Raw genomic sequence first — 22,825 nt, 5'->3', positions numbered from 1 at the left:
CGTCAACCGCAGCGAATGTGCGCATATAGGAATTATCGTTTGGCGGTCTCCTCCCATTCCGCTGGACGGTGTTCCCCTCTGAAGGTTCTTGGCCTTCTTTTGGCCGGGCCGCTTTCGCGCCCGGCCTTTTTTATCCAAGCGTTTCGCCGATTTTCGACACAGCTGTTCCGCTTTCAGAGGCGATTTAAAACGTTTGCAATTTTCCCAGAGGGCATTACAAACGTTTCAACTACTCTTCCGGGAGGAACAGTTGCCACCCCGCGTCACCACGCTGAAGGAGCTAGCGGCGAGCCTTGACCTGTCGATCACGACGGTGTCGCGGGCACTCGCCGGGCATGAGCAGATCGCCCTGAAGACGCGCGAGCGGGTCGCGCAGGCGGCACGCCAGGCCGGCTATGTCCCCAACACCGCAGCGCGCACGCTTGTCTCCGGCCGCAGCGGCTTCGTCGGACTGGTGCTGCCGGTCAGAGGCCCGAATCTGGTCGATTCCTTCCTCGGCGAGTTTATCACCGGGCTTGGCGAAGGGCTGGTGTCGCATGGCGCCGACCTCATCCTCGCCACCGCGGCGCTTGGCCATTCCGAACTGTCGGTGCTGCGCCATGTCGTCGAATCCGGACGCGCCGACGGCGTCGTCGTCACCCGCATCGCCGAGGTCGACGAGCGCCTCGCCTACCTGCGCCAGCGCGGCTTTCCCTTCGTCGCCCACGGCCGCCTGCTCGACAGCGACTTTGCCTACAACTGGCTCGACACCGATGGCGCGCATGCCTTCGGCGAGGCCTTCGACATGCTCTACGATCTCGGCCATCGGCATTTCGGCCTGGTGACGATTTCCGAGCCGATGACCTTCCGGCATCTGCGGCAAGATGGCCTTGCCGCCGCCATCGGCCGCCGCGGCGATCCATCCGTGCGCCTCCACGTGGCGACGGCGCCGCGCTTCGATCGCGGCGCCCGCATCCAGGCGATCAACCGCATGCTGCAAGGACCGGACCAGCCGACCGCTGTCATTGCCCTTTTCGACGAGTTGGCGCTGACGGTGATGGAGGAGGCGGCCCGCGCCGGTCTCAGCGTGCCGCGCGATATCTCGGTCATCGGCTTCGACAATGTCGTTGCCTCGGCCTATGCGCCGCCCGGCCTCACCACCTTCGACGCCTCGATCCGCCAATGCGCGCGCGAGATCGCCGACATGCTGCTCACCGTCATCGCCGAACGGCCTGCCGCGCCGCTGACGCGGTTGATCCGGCCGACGCTGGTGTCGCGGGCGAGCCATGGCCCAGCACCGCAGGCAAGACGCTGACGCCGCAACGTCGGCGCATATAGGGAGGAAGACCATGATGAAGATGTTGAGGACATTGGCGGGCGCCGCGCTGGCGCTGTCGCTAGCCGCCGGCGCCGCGCAGGCGGAGCAGGTGCTGTTCTGGTCGACGCAGGCGCGCCCGGTCGAGGAAACCCAGAAGATGCGCGACGCGGTGCTGAAAGGCTTTGACGGCGCCGTCGACTATCAGGTCGCCGAGGACGGTCCCTGGCTTACCCGCCTGCAGGCCGAACTGCAGGCCGGCACCGGCACCATCGGCCTGCTTGGCGGCCTGCATGGCGACTTCTCCACCGTCGGTGCCAACCTTGTCGATCTATCCGCTGTCGATGTCGGCGGCGTCAAGGTCAACGAGGCCTACAAGAAGCTCGGCACGCTCGGCACCGGTGAGCAGAAATACATGCCGTGGATGCAGGCCACCTATTTGATGGCGGCCAACAAGCAGGCGCTGCAATATCTGCCGCAAGGCGTCGATCTCAACACCATCACCTACGACCAGTTGATCGAATGGTCGAAGAACATCGCCGAGAAAACCGGCTCGCCGAAATTCGGTTTTCCCGCCGGCCCGAAGGGGCTGAAGCACCGTTTCTTCGAAGGCTTTCTCTATCCGTCCTACACCGGTTCGATGGTGACCAAGTTCCGTTCGCCGGAGGCCGAGACCGCCTGGAACAGGTTCAAGGAGCTTTGGCAGTACACCAATCCGAATTCGACCAACTATGCCTTCATGCAGGAGCCGTTGCTGTCGGGTGAAGTGTGGGTGGCGTTCGACCATGTCGCGCGGCTTGCCGATGCCTTCAACCAGAAGCCGGACGAGTTTGTCGCCTTCCCGGCGCCTGCGGGTCCTGCCGGTCGCGGCTTCATGCCGGTGGTTGCCGGTGTCGCCATCCCCAAGACCTCGCCGGATGTCGACAAGGCGAAGGCGCTGGTCGCCTATATGCTCAAGCCCGAGACGCAGATCGCGACGCTGAAGGCGACCAATTTCTTCCCGGTCATCGACGTCAAGCTGCCCGACGACATGCCGGCCTCGGTCAAGGCCTTCGGCCCGGCGATCGCCACCATGACCGGCGCGCCCGATGCGCTGCCGGCGCTGTTGCCGATGGGCCTTGGCGATCTCGGCGGCAAGTTCAACCAGGTCTACACCGACTCCTTCGAGCGCATCGTGCTCGGCGGCGAGGACGTGCATGGCGTGCTCGAAGAGCAGGCGACAGCGCTCAAGGCGCTGATCGACCAGGCCAAGGCGCCATGCTGGGCGCCCGACAAGCCATCCACGGGCGCTTGCCCGGTGGAGTAACAATCAGATCCTCCCGAGGGGGCGTCCGGAGTTTGTTGCACTCCGGGCGCCCAGACCGCGCTATCCGATCGCAAAGGATCAATACCATGCACGGCAAGGCTCTGCCCTATCTGCTGCTGATGCCGGCGACCTTGTTCCTGTGCGTCTTCTTCCTCTACCCCTTCGTGCTGGTCGCCTTCGAAGCGGTGACCCGCGACGGTGCCTTCACCCTCGACAATTTCCGCGCCATGGCCGGCAGCTGGAAATTCCCGGTCACGGTGCGCAACACGCTGCTGCTCGCAGCCATCGTCGTGCCGATCCAGCTCGTCATGGCGCTGCTGATGGCCTCGGTGGTGTCGCGACTGGAGACGGGGCGCAGTGCAGCGCTCTATATCTTCGCCATTCCGCTCGGCATTTCCGATCTTGCCGCCGGCCTGATCTGGCTCGCCATCTTCGACCAGTCGGGCTTCCTCAACACGCTGCTTTCCCACCTCGGCGTTGTCGACAGGCCGATCATGTTCCTCGGCTACCAAAGCAAGCTCACCATCTTCATCGCCGTGGCGCTGGCCGAGATCTGGCGCGCCACCGCCATCATGATGGTCATCCTCGTCGCCGGCATGGGACTGATCCCCAAGGAATATTACGAAGCCGCGGAAGTATTCGGCGCCGGCCCGTGGAAGCGCTTCGTGCGCATCACGCTGCCGCTGCTGCGACCGAGCCTGCAGACGGCGATCATCCTGCGCGTCATCCTCGCCTTCGAGGTCTTCGCCGTCGTCGCCGCCCTTGGCGGCACCAATCTGCCCGTGCTGATGGGCGAGACCTACAATTGGCAATTCACGCTGCAGGACCGCAATGTCGCCGCCGCTTCGGCGCTGCTCATTCTCGCCATCTCGATCGGCTTCACGCTGTTCTTCCTCAGGGTGCTACGCGTGCCCAAGGAGGCGCGCATATGAGTGCGGTCACGCAAACCCCAGCCGCCGCAAGCGCCGATGCCCGTAAGGCCGGCGACTGGCTGCTGATCGCCACCGTCATCCTGCTTGGCGTCTGGGTGCTGCTGCCGATCTATCTCCTGATCGTCAACGCGCTGTCGTCGCCCGAACAAGTGACCGCCTTCCCCAAGCGCTTCTTCCCGTCCTTCGATACCGGCAGCCTGTCGTTCTTCATCAATTTCGCCGGCGTCGCCAGGGCGCTGTGGAACTCGGTTCTGGTCGCCACGCTGACGATGATCCTGTCGATCGGCTTCGGCGCCCCGGCCGGCTATGCGCTGTCGCGCTTCGATTTCCCGGGCAAGGGCACGTTCCGTTTCCTGGTGCTGATGACGCGGGCTTTCCCGCTTCCGCTCTTGGCGCTGCCGCTGGCGGTGATGTTCATCCGAACCGGCCTCGACGACACCGCGATCGGCCTGGCGCTGGTCCACACCACGCTGGCGCTGCCCTTCGCCGTGCTGATCACCTTCTCACTGTTCTCAGGCATTCCGGTCGAACTGGAGGAGGCCGCCTGGACGCTTGGCTGCACCAGGCTGCAGGCGTTTCGCAAGGTGATCCTGCCGCTGGCGCTGCCCGGCATCGCGGCGTCGGCGGTGTTTGCCTTCACCATCTCCTGGAATGAGGTGTTTGCGGCTGCCGTGCTCACCATCGAGAACCGCACGCTGACCGCTTTCCTTCTGCAAAGCCTCGGCGAGTCGCCGCTCTACCTCAAATTCGCCGGTGGCGCGGCTCTGGTCGTGCCGGCGCTGATCTTCATCTTCGCCGTCCGCAAATATCTGTTCGCCATGTGGGGGATCGCCAACCGATGACACGCGACACGGAGAAGGCTCATGGCTGAAATCGCGATCAAGGGCGTCGCCAAGCGCTTCGGCGGCTTTACCGCGCTGCATCAGGTCGATCTCGCCATCGCCGACCAGGAATTCATGGTGCTGCTCGGCGCCTCCGGCTGCGGCAAGACCACGCTGCTGCGCATCGTCGCCGGGCTGGAGACGCCGAGCCAGGGCGAGGTCTGGATCGGTGGCCGCCGCGTCGACCATCTGCCGCCGCGCGAGCGCGGCATTGCCATGGTGTTCCAGAACTATGCCGTCTTCCCGCATCTGACCGTGTTCGAAAACATCGCCTTCGGCCTGCGCATGAAGAAGCTGCCGCAGGCCGACGTCGAGCGCCGCGTCAACCGCACGGCGGAGCTGATGCATATCGAGCAGCTGCTAAAACGTTATTCGGGTCAGCTGTCCGGGGGCCAGCGCCAGCGCGTCGCCGTCGCCCGCGCGCTTGCCATGGAGCCGGACGTCATCCTGATGGACGAGCCGCTGTCCAATCTCGACGCGCTGCTCAGGCTCGAAATGCGCGCCGAGCTCAAGGGCGTGCTCGCGGCGTCGAAGACCACCACCATCTATGTCACCCACGACCAGGTCGAGGCGATGAGCCTCGCCGACCGCATCGCCGTCATGCATCAGGGCCGCATCGTCCAGGCCGCGTCGCCGGTCGAGGTCTACCGCAACCCGGCCGCCCGTTTTGTCGGCTCCTTCATCGGCAATCCGCCGATGAATTTCATCCCGGCGACCAAGGCGGCAAACGGCAGCTGGAGCGTCGCGGGGCTGACGCTGCCCGGCCCGAAATCCGACAAGCAAAGAATAGAATTCGCCATTCGCCCGGAGGATGTCGATGCCGGCAGCGAAGGGCTGCATGCCACCGTGCGGGTCATCGAGCCGCTTGGGCCGCACACGCTGGTCACCTGCGATGTCGAGGGCGGCCTGTTCCGCGCCATCCTGGAATCGAATGCCAGCGTCAAGGTTGGCGAGCAGCTGCGGCTGGCGCCCAAGCCCGATCGCGTCCGCTGGTTCGATCCCGAAACCACCAACGCCCTTTAAGGAACGAATGCCGTCCATGACTTCTCTAGCCGTCGACGAAACCATCGCCCGCGCCGTCGAGGTGCTGAGGGAAAACGACCAAGGCGCCTACACCATCCCGACCAGGGGTCTCTACCCCTTCCAGTGGAATTGGGATTCCTGCCTGACCGCACTGGGTCTTGCCCACTACGACGAGGCGCGCGCTTGGACCGAGATCGACACTTTGTTCGCCCATCAATGGCCGGACGGCATGGTGCCGCACATTGTCTTCCATGTCTGGAGCGACGGCTATTTTCCCGGGCCTGATGTGTGGCGAACCAATCGCCCGACCGCGACCTCCGGCATCACGCAGCCGGCCGTCGCCGGCTTTGCCGTCCGCCGCCTGTTCGACCGCGCCACGGACAAGAAGCTGGCGGCGGAACGGGCGCATGCGCTGCTGCCGAGGATCGACGCCTGGCATCGCTGGTTCTATGAGAACCGCGACCCCAAAGGCGACGGGCTGGTCGCCATCATCCATCCCTGGGAATCCGGCCGCGACAATTCGATCGACTGGGATGATGCCTTCGAGCGCGTGCCGACCGAAGGCGTCGAGCCCTACACTCGCCGCGACATTCTGCACGCCGATCCGGCGCATCGCCCGACCAAAGAACAGTACGACCGCTATCTCTGGCTGCTGCAGCATTTTCGTGCACTCGGCTGGGACAATGCCCGGCTGCACGACGCCTCGCCATTTCAGGTCGTCGATCCCGGCTTTAACGCCATTCTGATCCGCGCCTCAGCCGATCTAGCCGATCTCGCCGATGCGCTGGGCGAAACGGAGATCGCCGAAGCCAACCGCGCCCGTGCCCGAAAGGGTCTGGCGGCAATGGAGCGGCTGTGGAGCGAGGCGCACGGCCAGTATCTCTGTCTCGACCGCACCACCGGCAAGCTGATCGACAGCGCCTCCGTCGGCGGCATTTTGGCCGCCTTTGCGGCGATTCCAGAACCTCGCGCGGCGGCGCTCGCGGCACGCGTTGAGCGCCTTGCCGGAAAGGCGCGCTATGTCGTGCCCTCGCACGATCCCGACGATCCACGCCTCGACGCCAAGCGCTACTGGCGCGGTCCGGTCTGGCTGGTGGTCAATTACATGATCGCCGACGGGCTCACTGCTGCCGGCCATGGCGACGTCGCGCAACACATCACGCAGTCCAGCCTCGACCTGATCGGCGAAAGCGGCTTTGCCGAATATTACGACCCGCTCACCGGCGAACCACTAGGTGGCGGCCGCTTCACCTGGACAGCGGCAATGGTGATCGAGTTCTTGCGGGGGGCGCCTCTCTTCCCTTCTCCCCTTGTGGGAGAAGGTGGATCGGCGCGATAGCGCCGACACGGATGAGGGGTGTTCCAGGGAACGCCAACGTCTCACTCCGCTGGAACACCCCTCATCCGACCTCGCTTTGCGAGGCCACCTTCCCCCACAAGGGGGGGAAGGGAAGGGGACGTCAGCTCACCCAAACTTCGGATGGAGGCTGCCCGACTTATACCGCTTGGCCATCTCAGCAACCGGCAGCGGCTTGATCTTCTGCGCATTGCCGGCCGTGCCGAACTGCTCGAAGCGCTCCTTGCAGAGCTTGCGCATGGCGGCCATGGCCGGCGTCAGATATTTGCGCGGATCGAACTCGCTCGGATTTTCGGTCAGCACCTTGCGGATGGCGCCGGTCAGCGCCATCCGGTTGTCGGTGTCGATGTTGATCTTGCGCACGCCATGCTTGATGCCGCGCTGGATCTCTTCCACCGGCACGCCCCAGGTCGGCTTCATCTGGCCGCCATATTTGTTGATGATCTCCTGCAGATCCTCCGGCACCGAGGACGAGCCGTGCATCACCAGATGCATGTTGGGCAGGCGACGGTGGATTTCCTCGATCACGTTCATCGCCAGCACCGCGCCGTCCGGCTTGCGTGAGAATTTGTAGGCGCCGTGGCTGGTGCCCATGGCCACCGCCAACGCATCGACATGGGTGTCCTTGACGAACTCGACCGCCTGCTCCGGATCGGTCAGCAGCTGGTCGTGGCTGATCGCGCCTTCGACGCCGTGGCCGTCTTCCTGCTCGCCGCCGCCGCTTTCCAGCGAGCCGAGCACGCCGATCTCGCCTTCGACCGAGACACCGCCCCAATGCGCCATATCGACGACGCGCTTGGTGATGCCGGAATTGTAGGCGTAGTCGGCCGGCGTCTTGCCGTCTTCTTTCAGCGAGCCGTCCATCATGACCGAGGTGAAGCCGTACTGGATGGCGGTGACGCAGGTGGCTTCATTGTTGCCATGGTCGAGATGCATGCAGACCGGAATGTCGGGGTGGATTTCGACCAGCGCGTCGATCAGCTTGGCCAGCACCACGTCATTGGCGTAGGCGCGGGCGCCGCGGCTTGCCTGCAGGATGACCGGCGACTTGGTCTCCTCGGCCGCCTCCATGATGGCGAGGCCCTGTTCCATATTGTTCATGTTGAAGGCGGGTACGCCGTAGCCGTATTCGGCGGCGTGGTCGAGCAATTGTCTCAGTGTTATGCGAGCCACCCAATAGTCTCCCGTATCTGGTTTCAAGCGCAACGTCGCGGGCCGGCTGGTTGCCGGCCCAGATGCTTCTGGCCGGATTTCGCCAGAACCGCAACCGTCAGCGGCCGTGGAGGCCGCAATTCTTGTTGCAGGGCTGAAATCCGGCCATTTTCATTGGATCACGCCGCGATCAGCTCCCGTGCCGCCAGGATCTGCAGGCAGGCATTGGCCGCTTCCTTGCCCTTGACGGTGAAGTGCTCGAAGAAGAAGCGGTGATGCTCGGCGCTGTCATGATAATTGTGCGGCGTCAGCACCGCCGACAGCACCGGCACGCCGGTCGACAGCTGCACATTCATCATGCCGTCAAGTACGGCGCCGGCCACGAAATCATGGCGATAGATGCCGCCATTGACGACGAAGGCGGTGCCGAGGATCGCGGCGTAGCGGCCGGTCGTAGCCAGTGTCTTCGCGTGCAGAGGGATTTCGTAGGCGCCCGGTACGTCGAACACATCGACGGCGAAGCGCCCGCCGCCGAGCACGGCAAGCTCTGCCTCGAAGGCCTGTACGCACTGGTCGACGACATCGGCGTGCCAGCGCGCGCGAATGACGGCGATACGAACAGTTTCTTGGTGTCTTGGGGTATGCTGATTCATGGGTCCATCCTTCCGTTTCGAACCAGAATCAGGACGCACGATACGAAATCCGGCCCGCACGAGCGGTCCGTCTTCCGTTTCGTTCTCTTCCATCCGGACTGTGACCGTCGGCTCCGGAATCACACCGGATCTGCTGACCCTCCTGTTGCCAGGAGGCGCTCGCGGGCTTGAGCCGAAACCCTTACCGCCGGTGGGGACTTTCACCCCGCCCTGAGAACATTAACGGGCGGTTTTATGGAAGGACCCTGCGGCTCTGTCAATCGGCGACGACATTTCGGTCGTCATCCTAGCGCGGAGCAAGGAGCGAAGCGACGCGCGCAGACCTAGGACCGTGACGCTAAGGTGTTGCAACGATTCCAGAATTCCGCACCGTCGCGCTTATGGTGGAGGTCGCGGCATGGATCCTCGGGTCAAGCCCGAGGATGACGAAGCGCTTGGGGGAAGATCAGCTCACCCCCGTTCCGGAAACATCGCCTTCAGTCCCTCGCGCGAGGCTTTGGCCACACCGCGCTCGGTAATCAACCCCGTCACCAGCCGCGCCGGCGTCACATCGAAAGCCGGGTTGGCCGCCGGCGTCGCTTCGGGCGACACGCGCACCTGCGCTATTCTGCCATCCGCTGTCTTGCCCCAGACCAGCGACACCTCGTCGCCGGAGCGCTCCTCGATCGGGATTTCTGCCAGCCCGTTACCCACCGTCCAGTCGATGGTCGGCGAGGGCAGGGCGACGTAGAAGGGAACGTCATTGTCGGCGGCGGCGAGCGCCTTGAGGTAGGTGCCGATCTTGTTGCAGACATCGCCATTGGCCGTCGTGCGGTCGGTGCCGACAATCACCATGTCGACTTCGCCATGCTGCATCAGATGGCCGCCGGCATTGTCGACGATCAGCGTGTGCGGCACGCCATGGCCGGCCATCTCCCAGGCGGTCAGCTGGGCGCCCTGGTTGCGCGGCCGTGTCTCGTCGACATAGACATGGACCGGAATCCCGGCCTCAACGGCAAGATAGATCGGCGAGGTCGCGGTGCCGTAGTCGACCGTCGCCAGCCAGCCGGCATTGCAATGGGTAAGGATGTTGACCGGCTCGCCCGGCTTCTTGCGCGCCGCGATCTCCTTGATGATCTTCAGCCCGTTCTCGCCGATGGCGCGGTTTAAGCCCACATCCTCGTCGGCGATTTCAGCCGCGCGCCTGTAGGCCGCCTCGGCACGCTGTTCGGGCGCGATCGGCATCAAGGAGCGCCGCATCTCGTCCAGCGCCCAGCGCAAATTGATCGCTGTCGGCCTCGTCTTGTGCAGCGTCTCCCACACCGCGCCGAGGGCTGCATCCGACGGATCGTCCGCCATCTGGATGGCGACGCCATAGGCCGCGGTGACCCCGATCAGCGGCGCGCCGCGCACCCACATGTCACGGATCGCCGTAGCGATGCCGTCGACCGTGTCGATTGTCTCGATGCGGAACTCATGCGGTAGCCAGCGCTGGTCGATGATCTCGACCGAACGCTTGTCGTCGCTCAGCCAGATGGTCCGGTAGTGGCGTTCGCCGACGTTCAAATCCTGCTCTCCCGTTCGATCAGCGTGGCCAGAGTGTTGACCTCGTCCATGCTATGGATCTGGCGCCGGTTGACGGCGATGTGGCGGCCGAATTTCAGCGCCTTGGCCTCGCAGGAGGCGCGCAGATCCTCATCCGCAATGGTCTCGAAATCGGCATTGTGGGCGAGGCCCAGGATGCGCCGGTGCACTTCGATGCCGGCAAAGCCGAGCAAGTCGGTCCAGATCTGGTGCAGCACATGGTCGAGCGCCTGCTCGGCGCCGAGCACGTCGCCCTGATCCTCGAACAGGCTTTTTTGGTATAGCATGCCGGTGCGCTCGGTGCGCCACAAATGTGAGAACTCGGCGCGGAACACCGCCCAGGTCTCCGCCGTCACCCCGAGCAGATAGGCGCGCATGGCGTCGCGCTTGCCCTTCTCCTCATGGCCGTGTTGCGAAAAGTAGGACATCCAGAAATTGGCCAGCAGCATGCCGACATCGAAGGCCATCGGCCCGTAGAAAGCGAACTCGGGATCGATCATCCTTGTCTCGGTGTCGGTGACCATGATCGAGCCGGAATGCAGGTCTCCATGCAGCAGCGTTTCGGCATTGGCGGCGAAGATATGCTTCAGCCGCTGCGCCTCGACCTTGAGGTCGCGGTCAGCGCGTAGCTCGGCGACCAGGCCGTCAAGTTGCGGTGAGGTGTGCCGGTTCAGCTTGGCGTTGAAATAGGGGTCGGAAAACACCAGGTCCTCGGTTATGCCGCAGAGCTCGACATTGTCGGCAAACAGCGCCAGGTCGGCCTTGCGGTCCTTGGTCGGCATCGAGAAATCGGAGCCGCGGAACAAGGTGCGAGCCATGAACAGGCCGATATCTCTGGCTATGTTCGGCAACTGGCGGCCGTCGATCAGGGCGCGGCGCAGGATGATGTGCGGCGGCGCCAGATATTCCATGATGATCAGCGCCTGGGCCTCATCGAAATGGTAGATCGCCGGCACCGAGCCCGGCGCGCGCGCCTCTTGGCGGGTCAGCGCGTGATATTCGAAGAAGGAGCGTTTTAAGGGCAGCGGCCAGCTGTCGCCGACGAGGCGGACATAGGGCAGGGCCTGCTTGACCACGGCCGCGCCCGAGGCGCCCTCGACGATGAAGACGAGGTTCAGGTTGCCGTCGCCGACCTCGCGCACCTTCCAGGGGCCTTTGCCAATCCTGGCGCACAGCGCTTCATTCGCGCCGAGGCGCGTTGCAAGCGTCTCCACCGACAGTGCTTCGAACGGCAATTTCCCAGTCATTCCTCACCCTCGCGCTTGGTCGCTCCGATCATAGTGGAGCGATGGCAGCGGGGCCAAGCTAGGAAGCTGTCTGGCAATTGTCAATCGAGTTGACAATTGATGACGTAGCCCATAGCGTCATCGTCAGGGAGGAACGAATGGGCAATGATGCCGTGTTCCGCGTGGACGGGCTGAGGAAGTCCTTCGGCCATATCGAGGTGCTTGGCGGCGTCTCGCTCGAATTGCATGCCGGTGAGATCACCGTGCTGATGGGCGCCAACGGCGCCGGCAAATCCACCCTCGTCAAAATCATCAGCGGCGTCTACGACCATGCCGGCGGCACCATGCACCTTGCCGGCGATAACTTCGCGCCGAACACGCCGGCCGAAGCGATCCGCGCCGGTGTCGTCACCGTGCACCAGAATATCAATGACGGCGTTGTCGCCGATCTCGATGTCGCCACCAATCTGACGCTCGACCGGTTGAGTGGCAAAGGCGCGCCGCTGCTGTTCAACCCTGGCCGCGTGCGCCGGGAGGCGAGGGCGGTCGCCGACCGCATGGGACTCGCCATCGATCTCAAGGCCCGCGTCAGCGATCTGTCGCTGGCCGACCGCCAAATGGTGGCGATCGCGCGCGCCATGGCGCACCAGCCGAAAGTGCTGATCCTCGACGAGCCGACCTCGTCGCTGTCCAGTGCCGAGGCCGATAGGCTGTTTTCGCTGCTCGATCGGCTGCGCGAGCAGGGCGTCGCCATCCTCTACATCTCGCACCGCATGTCGGATATCAGGCGGCTGGCCGACCGCATCGTCTCGATGCGCGATGGCGATATCTCCGGCGTCTTCGATACCAAGCCGCTCGACTATGAAGGCGCGGTCAACGCCATGCTCGGCCGCAAGATCCATCTCGACCGGATCGAAGCGAGGAATTCGGCCAAACCGATCCTGACCATCGAGGGCCTCCGCATCGCGCCGAGCGCCCGGCCGATCTCGCTGACGCTAGGCGATGGCGAGGTCGTTGCCGTCACCGGCCTCGTCGGCGTCGGCAAGACCGCACTGGCCGAGACGCTGTTTGGCCTGCGCAAGCCGCTCGCCGGCACGATGGCTTTGAACGGCAAGCCCTATGCGCCTGACACAACGGGCGAAGCCATTGCCGCCGGCGTGTTCCTGGTCGCCAAGGACCGCGGCGAAAACGGCATTGTCGGTGGCTTCAATATCCAGGAGAACATCAGCCTTCCCTTCCATAAGCGCATGTCGCGCTTTGCCGTTCTCAAGCGCGGCCTCGAGCGTGCCACGGCCCGCCGCCAGATCGAGGACCTCGGCATCGTCTGCCGTTCCGAGAAGGATGAAATGACCACGCTGTCGGGCGGCAACCAGCAGAAGGTGATGGTGGCGCGCTGGATGGCGCAGGACGCGAGACTGTTCATCCTCGACGAGCCGTTCCAGGGTGTCGACATCTCGGCCAGGCGCGACATTGCTGCCAAGCTGCGGGCAAGCGCCAATGGCCGCGCCACGCTGTTGTTTGTCACCGAGCTCGACGAGGCGTTGGAGACCGCCGACCGTATCCTGGTGATGTCGGAGAAGACCATCGTCGGTGAACACCGCAACGCCGATGTCGATCTCGATCGCCTGCTGGCCGAGGTCGCGGGCGGGCCGCTGCACAGCGCGGCCTGAGCAAAGAACTATGGGAATTGGAATGGAGCGCATGGGTTTGAGTTGGGTAAAGACGGCGGGCGCTGAATGACGTTGCGCGACTACGCCATCCGCTATGGGTTCATCGTGCTTTTGTTCGGCCTGATAGCGTATTTCGCCATCGCCGCCGACGGGTTCGTCTCGCCGCAAAGTGCTGTCTTCATTTTCCAGTCGGTCGCCATCACCGGCGTGCTGGCGCTCGGCGTTACAGCCACGCTTGTCGTCGGCGGCTTCGACCTGTCGATCGGGTCGGTCGCCACATCGGCCATGATGGCGGCGGCCTATGTCATGGTCGTGCTGGAGCAGAACGTCGTTGTCGCCGTCGTCGTCTGTCTGCTCATTGGCGCCATTGTCGGCCTGATCAATGGCTGGCTGATCGTCTATATGCGCGTGCCCGATCTGCTGGCGACGCTCGGCATGATGTTCCTGCTCGTCGGCCTGCAGCGCATCCCGACCGAAGGCCGCTCCATTGCCACAGGGATGACCATGCCCGACGGCTCGGTCGCCAACGGCAAATTCGCCGATGCTTTCCTGGCGCTCGGGCGCCACCGCTTCGACTTCTTCATTCCGAACCTCATCCCGGTGTCGGTGGTCGTGCTCATCGTGCTTGCCGTGCTGATCTGGTTCTTCCTCGAATACACGCGTTTCGGCCGCATGATGTATGCCGTCGGCTCTAATGAACGTGCCGCCGAACTCGCCGGCGCGCCTGTCAAGGCATACAAAATCTGGGCCTACGTCATTTCAGGAGTTTTTGCCTCGATCGGCGGTATTTTGCTCGCCGCACGACTTGGACGCGGCGACATAGCCTCGGGTAATAATCTGCTGCTCGATGCGGTTGCCGCGGCGCTGATCGGTTACGCGGTGCTTGGCGCCGCCAAGCCGAACGCCTTTGGCACCGCCGTCGGCGCGCTGTTCGTCGGCATCTTGCTGCAAGGCCTGACGATGATGAACGCGCCTTACTACACGCAGGATTTCGTCAAGGGCGTGGTTCTCGTCGTCGCCCTTGTCTTCACCTTCGCCCTTTCCGGCCGGGGCAGGAGATAGAACGGCTGCCGGAACAGTTTTGGGTTCAACAAGTGGAGGAAACAAAGTGAACATCACAAGAAGACTTCTGGGGAAGGTCGCACTCGGGCTCGCCGGTGCAACAATGCTGATGCAGGTCCCGGCGTTTGCCGCCGACAAGCCGGCGCCGTTCGACAAGCCGGGCGTCAAGATCGCGCTGGTGCGCTATCTCTCGACCGGCGATTTCTTCCAGGCCTATCTCTCGGGCGTCGAGGCGCAGTCTAAGGCGCTCGGCATCGACCTGCGCGTGCTCGACAGCCGCCAGGATGCCGCCCTTCAGTCCGACATGGTCGACCAGGCCATCGCGCTTGGCGTGCAGGGCATCATCATCCAGCACGGCCTGACGGAATCGATGAAGGACGCCGCCCAGCGCGCCGTCGATGCCGGCATCAAGGTTGTCGCCTTCGACGTCAATGTCGAAAACCCGAAAATCCCGCAAGTCGAACAGTCCGACAAGGACCTTGCGAGGCTCGCGCTCGAACAGGCGGTCAAGGACAATAGCGAGAGCTGGAACGCCGGCTACGTCTATGTCGCCGGCATCGCCCCGCTCGACCGCCGCAACGAGACCTGGGTCGACGTCAAGAAGAAGTATGCCGGCATCAAGGAAGTCGCGATGTTCGGCACGCTCGACAATCCGATCGCCAACTCAGTCGCCAACCAGGCGCGCTCGGTGCTGCAGGCGCATCCCGATATCAATGTGATGTTCGCGCCTTATGACGAATTCGCCAAGGGTGTGAAGATCGCCGTCGACGAGGCGGGGCTGAACAAGAAGATCAAGATCTACTCGGCCGACATCTCGACCTCGGACATATCAGCGATGCGCGAGACCGACAGCGCCTGGGCCGCCACCGCCGCCACCAACCCGGCCGTCGTCGGTCAGGTCTCGGTGCGCGCTCTGGCGCAGCTGCTGGCCGGTGAAGACCCCGGCCACAACGTCATCGTGCCGCCGACGCTGATCACGCAGAAGGACCTCATCGACAAGGACATCAAGAACATGGAAGACCTGTCGGCCAAGCTGCCGCAATTCGCCCATGCCGATGTCGCCATGCCGGCCTGGATGCCCAACCCGAACGCGAAGTAGCGTTCGGGTCAGCGAAAGCTTTCGGATCGCAAAGCAAGGCTGTTGACTATCGAAGTCGGCGCCGCCCCTCATCCGCCTGCCGGCACCTTCTCCCCGTATAGTGACGGGGAGAAGGGGAACTGGCCGCGACGCCGGCGCCTTTCTTGCAACGCCGGTGATTGGCGAAACCCGCGATGACAGCGCCCCTCTCCCCGTCACTCTACGGGGAGAGGATGCCGGCAGGCAGGTGAGGGGCAGCGCCGACGTTTGAGAGATTAGCGCGCGCTCGTGGCCGCGCTATCGAGTTGGCGAGGGTGCTTATACCTTCATCATGTCCGCTTGGCGCGCGCCAGGCCGTGGGCCACCAGCCGGTCGATGACTTCGGCATAGCTGACGCCGCTTGCCGCCATCGCCTTGGCGTACATGCTGATGTCGGTGAAGCCGGGGATGGTGTTGAGTTCGTTGATCACGAACGTCATGTCCGGCATCAGGAAAAAGTCGACGCGCGCCATCGCGTCGCAGCCGACGGCCCTGAACGCCTTTGCCGCCATGTCGCGCATGGCGGCCTCGACCTCCGGCGGCAGCTGCGCCGGCACCATCAATGCCGCGCCATTCTCGTCGACGTATTTGGCATTGTAGTTGTAGAAGCCGTGGCTTTCCGCCGGCACGATCTCGCCCGGACGGGAGACGAAGAGCTCGCCTTCAGGGCTCTCCAGAACGCTGAATTCAATCTCTCGGCCGCGAATGAATTCCTCCGCCAGCAGCTTGCGATCATGTTGGAAGGCATCTGCCAGCGCCCGCTCGAATTCCTGACTGCCGTTGACCTTGGCGACGCCGACGGACGAGCCCTGCCGTGCCGGCTTGATGAACAGTGGCAGCCCGAGTTGGTCTTCAAGCGCCGTGAGCGGAGGGACTGCACCGTCCTCGATCGTCACCGAGCGCGCGACAGGCACGCCGGCCGCCTTCAGCAGTCGCTTGGCGACATCCTTGTCGAGCGCGGCGGCCGAGCCGAGGATGCCGCAGCCGGCGAGCGGCACGCGCGCCACCTCGGCCAGCCCCTGCACGGCGCCGTCCTCGCCATGCAGTCCGTGCAGGACGGGAAACAGGATATCGATATCAGGCAGGTCGTGCGGTGCGTCCTTGGCGGGGATCGCCAGCATCCGTCCTTGTCCTCCGGGCACCAGGCAGAGCTGCGTGCCGTCAGACGGTGTCGCCAGTGTGCCGTCCTCGAACCGGCTCAGCAGCCATTGTCCTTCGCGAGTGACGAAGATCGGAATGGCATCGTATTTCGCCGGCTCCAGCGCGCGCATGACATTGGTTGCCGAGAGCAGCGAAACCTCATGCTCGGCGGAGCGCCCGCCGAAGAGCACGCCGATACGAAGTCTTTTCGCTGCCATAGCCAACTCCACCAAGGATCAGGGTTGGGGCCTGCATGCGAAACACCAGGCGCCCCAGAAACTGGTCGAGCAATAAGCGAAGGATTGGAGTGGGATTTTGACCGGTTCGAGCAGTTTTTCAGCACGACATGCGAAAGCGGTTTTCCGCCTGGAGTCCGTCAAGACAGGAGGAGGTGGAGCGGTTCGCCGTTTTGGTGAAACGATGAACCGCTCCAGTTCTATCTTCAGCGCAGCGCTGCCGCGATGTTGCCGCCGTCGACCGTGGTGACATCTGCGGTTGTGCGCTCGGCCAGCGCGTGATGAAGGAAGGCTTGCGCCACGTCGTCGGCCGTCACTTCCTGTCCGAGCAGATTGCCGGACATGTATTCCTTCTCCGACACGCCGCGCGCGCCGGAGCGGCTGGCGATCATGGCGTCGGTCAACAGGCCGGAGCGGATGCGGTCGGCATTGACGGCGTTCGAGCGGATGCCGTGCGCGCCGTAATCCAGCGCATACTGCCTGGACAGGAACAGCGTCGCCGCCTTCGGCACGCCATAAGCGCCGAATTTCGGGCCGGGATTGACCGCCTGCTTGGAGGTGTTGAACAGCAGCACACCGCCGGTGCCTTGTTCCAGCATGATGCGCACCGCGTTCTGCGCCGCCGACTGGTGGGCGAAGAAGTTGAGCTCAAAGCTCTTGCGCAGCAGGGCATCGTCGAGTTCGCCGATGCGGCCTTCCCAGGCGGCGCCGGCGTTGGAGACCAGAATGTCGACGCCGCCATAGACGGCGACCGCTCTGTCGAAGGCCGCGCGCATCTGGGCTGGGTTGGTGATGTCGGCGCCGACGCCGATCGAATTGTTGCCGGCCGCCTTGGCAGCTTCTGCAGCCTTTGCCGCGTCGAGATCGACCACGACCGCATGCGCGCCGTTGGCGGCGAAAAGCTTGGCCGTCGCTGCGCCAATCGCGCCGGCGCCGCCGGTGATCAGCACCACCTGGCCGGTCAGCGGCTTCGGTTTGTTCGAGGCAAGCTTGGCTTGTTCCAGCGACCAGTATTCGAGCGGGAAGAGGTCGGCCTTGGACAGCGGATGGAAGCTGCCTACGGCCTCGGCGCCGCGCACCGCCTCGATCCACATCTCGCCGACATCGGACGCGATCTTCGCATCCTTCAGCGTGCGGCCATGGCCGAACATGCCGAGGCCCGGCACCAGCGTCAGCCGCGGCATCGGGTCGAGCATGGTGCGCTTGACATCGTCCAGCGCGTCATTGGTTTCGAAATAGGCGCGATACTCCTTGGCGAAGGCGTCGACATGGCTCTTGATGACGGCCTTGTAGTCGCCGGCCTTGTCGGCGTCCGGCGCCGGCACCGCCATCGGCCCGGTCTTGATGCGGATCGACAGATCAGGGGTCGACACACCGCGCGCGGCGTAGTCTGCAATGCCGGCCGAGTTGATGAAATCGACGATCGCGTCCGAGGTGCGGAAATCGCTGATCATGCGATCGAAGCGGCCTTCGCCACGCGATACCGCCACTGCGCCGCGCAGCGTCGGTGCGATGGCAGCCGGCGTTGCGAGCTTTGCCGGCAGCGCTGCCTTCGCAGGCTGCGGCTTGCCGTTCTTCGCCACATAATCCTCGGCGACGTTCACATAGTGGATCATGCGGTCATAGGCCTGCTTCGCATCGTCGCCGAAGGTGAAGATGCCGTGCTTGTCGAGGATCAGGCCCTCGACATCAGGGTCGGCGTCGTAGACATCGGCCGCCACCTTGGCGAGGTCGAAGCCCGGCTTGATGTAGGGCACGTAGCCCATTCTGTCGCCGAACACCGTCTTGATCAGCGCCTTGCTGTCTTCCTGGTCGACGATGGCGAGGATCGCGGTCGAATGGGTGTGGTCGACGAATTTGTGTGGCAGGAAGGCGTGCAGCAGCGTCTCGACCGAAGGGTTGGGCGAAGCAGGATCGATCAGGTTAGCCCGCTGCAGCGCCACCATGTCCTCGTCGGCGAGGCTGTCCAGCGCGCGCGCTTTCAGCAGCGCGCCCATCTTCACCGCCGGCAGTCCTTGCGGCTCGATCACGCCCATGTCCCAGCCGCTGCCCTTGACGCACAGCACATCCCACTCGTCGCCGACAAGGTCGATCGCCTTGGTCTTGCAGGAGGTGTTGCCGCCACCATGCAGCACCAGCCGCGGCTCGCCGCCGAGCAGCCGGGTCGTGTAGACGCGCAGCGCGAGGTCGCGGGCAACGCCCTTTTTCGCATAGTCGGCAACGAGCTTTTCCGCCTCGCCATCATTCCAAAGGTTCTTCATGTCGCTATGTCCGCTTTGCTGTCTTTGATGTTGCTGTGAACAGGAATGCCACGACGCCTTGATGACAATGCGCCGGCTGCAGGATTTCGTTTGTCAGGAAGCCTTTTTTGCCCCCGCACTGGCTCCGGCATGGTCGAGAAGCCGCTGCGCCATGCGCGCGCCGACCACCAGATGCGTGCAGAGCCCGCCGGCGAGTGCGGCCAACAGCGGTTCGAACTTGCTGTCCTCCTGCACCACCATCAGGCGCTTTTCGATTTGGCGCAGCGACGACAGCGAGGCTGAGATGACGCGGCGGTTATAGCTGCAATCGAGCGCCTTGCCGGTGGCGTCAATGATCTGGCCGGCGATGACGCCGGCGGCACCCGCCTCGCGCAACACCCCCATCTCGCCGGGGCTTAGCGCGCCGCATTTGACGACATGGCTGTCGGCGTCGACGGTGCCGACCGAATAGAGCGCCAGATCGCAATTGCCGATATCGGCCAATTGCTCGCGGATCACCGGCTCGGCGCGCAGCCCATGCGCCAGCAATTCCGTCGTCAGCACCAGCGGCGCGTAGAAGTTCAGGCCCTTGGCGTTGAGTCGGCGGGCGATCTCCATCGTGCACTGGTCGGGACGGTAGGAATAGGGCGCGCCGAGATTGCCGCAGAGCTGCACCACAGTGACGTCCTGCAGATCGGCATAGGACATGACGTCGGCGATGGTGTAGACGGTGCGGCCCCAGGCGACGCCGATGCGGTCGCCCTTCTTCACCAGTTCGAGAAAGACGCTCGCCGCCAGCACTGCAATGTCCGTCGATGGATCGAGGACATAGTCGTTCTCCGGCGCGATCCACACCGCATCGAGCTTGAGCGCATCCTCGAGCTGGCGCGCCAGCACATCGTCGGTGAACAGCTGCGTCGAGGTCGAGATGTTGACGATGCCGGTCTCGCGCGCCTTGCGCAGATACATGGCGACCGAGGCGCGGGAAATGTTAAGCTGGCTGGCCACCTGGTCCTGGCGCAGGCCATGGGCATAATAGAGCCACGCGGCCTTGTGGATAAGCTGTTCTGCCGGTCGGATCGCCATGCCGTCTCCTCGGCTGACATTATTCACGGCTCTCGACAAAAGTCAAACCGCGTGGGTGCGCGATACCTTTTTGCCCATCGAATCTGGATAATCATTGCGCCAAATGCGTCCGGTCGGGAATCGCTGATGGTGACGTAGCCGGAACCTGTGGTTAGAAGTTCTCAACAAAAGAAAATTCGGGGAGGAGTGGGATGGGCAATCCCTACGATCAAGATCTCGGCAAGAACGCTGCCAACCACCAGCCGCTGACGCCGCTCACCTATCTTGAGCGGGCGGCAAGGACCTATCCCGACCATGTCGCCATCATCCATGGCAGCCAGCGCAGCACCTATCGCACCTTCTGGCGGCGCTCGCTGAAGCTCGCCTCGGCGCTGTCGAAGCGCGGCATCGGCAAGGGAGATACGGTGACCGTCATGCTGTCCAACACGCCGCCGATGCTGGAGGCGCATTTCGGCGTGCCAATGACCAAGGCGGTGCTGCATTCGCTCAACACCCGGCTCGACGCCGCCGTCATCGCCTTCCAGATCGACCATGCCGAGACCAAGGTGCTGATCGTCGACCGTGAATTTGCCGCCGTCGTCAAGCAGGCGCTGGCGCTGGCAAAGGTCAAGCCGCTGGTCATCGACTATGATGATCCCGACTATGCCGCCGACGCGCCCTATCCGAAGGGCGAGCGCATCGGCTCGATCGACTATGAGGATTTCGTCGCCGGCGGCGACGAGAACTATGTCTGGTCGATGCCCGACGACGAATGGGACGCCATCTCGCTCAACTACACGTCAGGCACGACGGGCAATCCGAAGGGCGTCGTCTATCATCATCGCGGCGCTGCCCTGATGGCCTACACCAACACCATCCATGCCGGCATGGCCAAGCACGCCGTCTATCTCTGGACGCTGCCGATGTTCCACTGCAATGGCTGGTGTTTTCCGTGGACGCTCGCCGTCCAGGCCGGCACCCATGTCTGCCTGCGCTGGGTGCGGCCGAAGCCGATCTACGATGCCATCGCCGATCACGGCGTCACCCACCTTTGTGGCGCGCCGGTCGTCATGTCGGTGCTGATCAACGCCAGGGATGAGGACAAGCGGACGTTCCCGCAGACGGTCACCTTCAACACCGCGGCCGCACCACCGCCGGAAGCGGTGCTGTCGGGCATGGCCGATGCCGGCTTTGCCGTCACCCATCTCTATGGCCTGACCGAGACCTATGGCCCGGCGGTCGTCAACGAATGGCATGGCGCGTGGGACGATCTCGACAAGGGAGCGAAGGCGCAGAAGAAGGCCAGGCAAGGCGTGCGCTATGCCGCACTCGAAGGCCTGACGGTCATGGACCCGGAAACAATGCAGGAGACACCGGCCGACGGCGAGACCATCGGCGAGGTCATGTTCCGCGGCAACATCGTCATGAAGGGCTATCTGAAAAACAGGAAGGCAACCGACGAGGCCTTTGCCGGCGGCTGGTTCCATTCCGGCGACCTCGGTGTCATGCACCCTGACGGCTACATCCAGCTCAAGGACCGCTCCAAGGACATCATCATCTCCGGCGGGGAGAATATTTCGTCGATCGAGGTCGAGGATGCGCTCTACAAGCACCCGTCTGTCGCGTCATGCGGTGTCGTTGCCAGGGCCGACGACAAATGGGGCGAGGTTCCGGTCGCCTATGTCGAGCTGAAGCCCGGCAAGGCGGCGAGCGAGGCCGAGATCATCGAGCACTGCCGCGCCTTGCTCGCCCGCTTCAAGGTGCCGAAGGCGGTGATTTTTGCGGAGATCCCGAAGACGTCGACGGGGAAGATCCAGAAGTTTCGGCTGCGGGAAATGGCGAAGATAGCTTGACCAACACCCTTGGGGCTCTCTTCTGGCTACGACATTCGTGGTTAGCCTGAGCCTTCCGCGACTCGTCATCCTAGGGTGGAGCAGTCGCGAAGCGACGTCGCGGAAACCCTAGGATCCATGCCGTGACTTTGCGGCAGTGCTCTGGTGGCCGAGAACGGCTACAGCTCGCTTACCAGTATAAATTATTGATCCGCCTCACTCTTCGACGCGCGTCACGGCATGGATCCTAGGGTCTGCGCCGCGTCGCTTCGCTCCTTGCTTCGCCCTAGGATGACGAACCGACAGGTGCCATTCGCCAATCGCGAGCGCCGGTCATCGCACACCCACTGTCACCATCTGTCACCAAATTATACGCGTACGTCGAATCCGCATTGACACCTCCCTCTTTTCAATTTACGACTGACGAAAATTGAAATTCGTCACTCGTTAATTGACAGAGAGCTAATGTCCGAAGCCGCCAGCATCATGGTCGACGCCGCCCGCCAGGAGAATGTCACGCGCATTCTCGACTGCGCCGAGCGCCTCTTCCGCCACTATGGGTATGGCAAGACCAATGTTGCCGACATCGCCCGCGAACTCGGCATGTCGCCGGCCAACATCTACCGCTTCTTCGCCTCCAAAGTCGAAATCCACCAGGCCGTCTGCGGCCGCATGCTGCTCGCCAGCTACAATATGGCCTACGCGATCTGCCACCTGCCGATCAGCGCCGAGGAGCGGCTGCGTCGCTATGTGAATGCGCAGTACAAGATGACGCTGGAAGTCATGCTCGACGACCAGAAGGTGCACGAGATGGTGATCGTCGCGCTCGAGCGCGACTGGGGTGTCATCGACAAGCATATCGACAGCATTCACGACCTGTTTGCCGAGGTGATCCGCGAAGGCATCGCCGCAGGTGAGTTCAGAGAACAGGATCCGGTCATCGCATCGCGCTGCTTCGGCGCCGCCACCGTCATTCTGTGCCACCCGCAAATGGTGGCGCAGTGCCTTGCCAAGACCAACCGGGCGATGCCCGACGACCTCATCGATTACGCAATCAAAGCCCTGAAATAACCGCC

18 protein-coding genes and 1 riboswitch are annotated in these 22,825 nt (G+C 63.6%); of the genes, 11 read left to right on the top strand and 7 right to left on the bottom strand.

Going from position 1 to position 22,825, the window contains the following annotated elements:
• Nucleotides 1–250: 250 nt before the first annotated feature.
• From AC1D1N_RS17270 to AC1D1N_RS17245, 6 genes are all read left to right on the top strand, one after another.
• Complete coding sequence (locus AC1D1N_RS17270) at nt 251–1,294, top strand: substrate-binding domain-containing protein (protein ID WP_436258745.1); 1,044 nt, start codon at nt 251–253, stop codon at nt 1,292–1,294.
• A 34-nt stretch (nt 1,295–1,328) separates the two neighbouring features.
• Entirely contained in the window at nt 1,329–2,600 is a 1,272-nt protein-coding gene (locus AC1D1N_RS17265) for an ABC transporter substrate-binding protein (RefSeq protein ID WP_477349901.1), read from the top strand.
• Nucleotides 2,601–2,686: 86 nt separating this feature from the next.
• Complete coding sequence (locus AC1D1N_RS17260; protein WP_352588974.1) at nt 2,687–3,532, top strand: carbohydrate ABC transporter permease; 846 nt, start codon at nt 2,687–2,689, stop codon at nt 3,530–3,532.
• Nucleotides 3,529–4,374: a carbohydrate ABC transporter permease gene (locus AC1D1N_RS17255; protein WP_352557226.1), complete on the top strand. Its 846-nt coding sequence runs from the start codon at nt 3,529–3,531 to the stop codon at nt 4,372–4,374. Before AC1D1N_RS17260 ends, AC1D1N_RS17255 begins: the two co-directional genes overlap by 4 nt.
• Nucleotides 4,375–4,395: 21 nt before the next feature.
• Nucleotides 4,396–5,436: an ABC transporter ATP-binding protein gene (locus AC1D1N_RS17250; protein ID WP_436258748.1), complete on the top strand. Its 1,041-nt coding sequence runs from the start codon at nt 4,396–4,398 to the stop codon at nt 5,434–5,436.
• Nucleotides 5,437–5,452: 16 nt separating this feature from the next.
• Entirely contained in the window at nt 5,453–6,775 is a 1,323-nt protein-coding gene (locus tag AC1D1N_RS17245) for an amylo-alpha-1,6-glucosidase (protein ID WP_436258749.1), read from the top strand.
• Between the two features lie 126 nt (nt 6,776–6,901).
• Here AC1D1N_RS17245 and fba read toward each other — a convergent pair whose 3' ends face one another.
• The 4 genes from fba to mtnK all read right to left on the bottom strand — a co-directional run bounded on the left by fba (nt 6,902) and on the right by mtnK (nt 11,408).
• A complete protein-coding gene (gene fba / locus AC1D1N_RS17240) occupies nt 6,902–7,966 on the bottom strand; it encodes a class II fructose-bisphosphate aldolase (RefSeq protein WP_436258751.1) in 1,065 nt (354 codons plus the stop codon).
• A 158-nt stretch (nt 7,967–8,124) separates the two neighbouring features.
• The gene (locus AC1D1N_RS17235; RefSeq protein ID WP_112565846.1) at nt 8,125–8,598 is read right to left on the bottom strand and encodes a 6,7-dimethyl-8-ribityllumazine synthase; all 474 of its coding nucleotides are present in this window, start codon (nt 8,596–8,598) and stop codon (nt 8,125–8,127) included.
• Between the two features lie 77 nt (nt 8,599–8,675).
• Nucleotides 8,676–8,820, bottom strand: a riboswitch (FMN riboswitch).
• Between the two features lie 228 nt (nt 8,821–9,048).
• Nucleotides 9,049–10,143 (bottom strand): S-methyl-5-thioribose-1-phosphate isomerase, encoded by a 1,095-nt coding sequence (gene mtnA, locus AC1D1N_RS17230; RefSeq protein ID WP_436258752.1) that lies wholly within the window; start codon nt 10,141–10,143, stop codon nt 9,049–9,051.
• On the bottom strand, nt 10,140–11,408 hold the full coding sequence (mtnK, locus tag AC1D1N_RS17225) for an S-methyl-5-thioribose kinase (RefSeq protein WP_477349897.1): 1,269 nt from the start codon (nt 11,406–11,408) through the stop codon (nt 10,140–10,142). The genes mtnA and mtnK overlap by 4 nt, the downstream gene beginning before the upstream one ends.
• Before the next feature lie 137 nt (nt 11,409–11,545).
• On the opposite strand from mtnK, the gene AC1D1N_RS17220 reads away from it, so the two are divergent.
• The 3 genes from AC1D1N_RS17220 (at nt 11,546) to AC1D1N_RS17210 (ending at nt 15,218) form a co-directional block, all read left to right on the top strand.
• Entirely contained in the window at nt 11,546–13,057 is a 1,512-nt protein-coding gene (locus AC1D1N_RS17220; RefSeq protein WP_477349895.1) for a sugar ABC transporter ATP-binding protein, read from the top strand.
• Between the two features lie 66 nt (nt 13,058–13,123).
• Nucleotides 13,124–14,119: an ABC transporter permease gene (locus AC1D1N_RS17215; RefSeq protein WP_142869906.1), complete on the top strand. Its 996-nt coding sequence runs from the start codon at nt 13,124–13,126 to the stop codon at nt 14,117–14,119.
• Nucleotides 14,120–14,165: 46 nt separating this feature from the next.
• Nucleotides 14,166–15,218 (top strand): substrate-binding domain-containing protein, encoded by a 1,053-nt coding sequence (locus tag AC1D1N_RS17210; RefSeq protein WP_436258756.1) that lies wholly within the window; start codon nt 14,166–14,168, stop codon nt 15,216–15,218.
• Nucleotides 15,219–15,526: 308 nt separating this feature from the next.
• On the opposite strand, the gene AC1D1N_RS17205 is transcribed toward AC1D1N_RS17210, so the two are convergent.
• The 3 genes from AC1D1N_RS17205 to AC1D1N_RS17195 all read right to left on the bottom strand — a co-directional run bounded on the left by AC1D1N_RS17205 (nt 15,527) and on the right by AC1D1N_RS17195 (nt 19,938).
• On the bottom strand, nt 15,527–16,594 hold the full coding sequence (locus tag AC1D1N_RS17205; RefSeq protein WP_436258757.1) for a D-alanine--D-alanine ligase family protein: 1,068 nt from the start codon (nt 16,592–16,594) through the stop codon (nt 15,527–15,529).
• Nucleotides 16,595–16,818: 224 nt separating this feature from the next.
• On the bottom strand, nt 16,819–18,873 hold the full coding sequence (locus AC1D1N_RS17200; RefSeq protein ID WP_477349892.1) for a bifunctional aldolase/short-chain dehydrogenase: 2,055 nt from the start codon (nt 18,871–18,873) through the stop codon (nt 16,819–16,821).
• 93 nt (nt 18,874–18,966) lie between these two features.
• Nucleotides 18,967–19,938, bottom strand: coding sequence for a sugar-binding transcriptional regulator (locus AC1D1N_RS17195; RefSeq protein ID WP_436258759.1), 972 nt, complete (start codon nt 19,936–19,938; stop codon nt 18,967–18,969).
• 191 nt (nt 19,939–20,129) lie between these two features.
• Between AC1D1N_RS17195 and AC1D1N_RS17190 the strand changes: the two genes are divergently transcribed.
• Both AC1D1N_RS17190 and AC1D1N_RS17185 read left to right on the top strand, forming a co-directional pair.
• Nucleotides 20,130–21,770, top strand: a complete 1,641-nt coding sequence (locus AC1D1N_RS17190) for an acyl-CoA synthetase (RefSeq protein WP_477349890.1) — start codon at nt 20,130–20,132, stop codon at nt 21,768–21,770.
• A 444-nt stretch (nt 21,771–22,214) separates the two neighbouring features.
• A complete protein-coding gene (locus AC1D1N_RS17185) occupies nt 22,215–22,820 on the top strand; it encodes a TetR/AcrR family transcriptional regulator (protein WP_112565810.1) in 606 nt (201 codons plus the stop codon).
• Nucleotides 22,821–22,825: the final 5 nt, after the last annotated feature.

It is taken from the genome of Mesorhizobium sp. P2_B5, from assembly GCF_056404775.1.
This window is presented reverse-complemented; position numbering and strand designations above follow the sequence as displayed.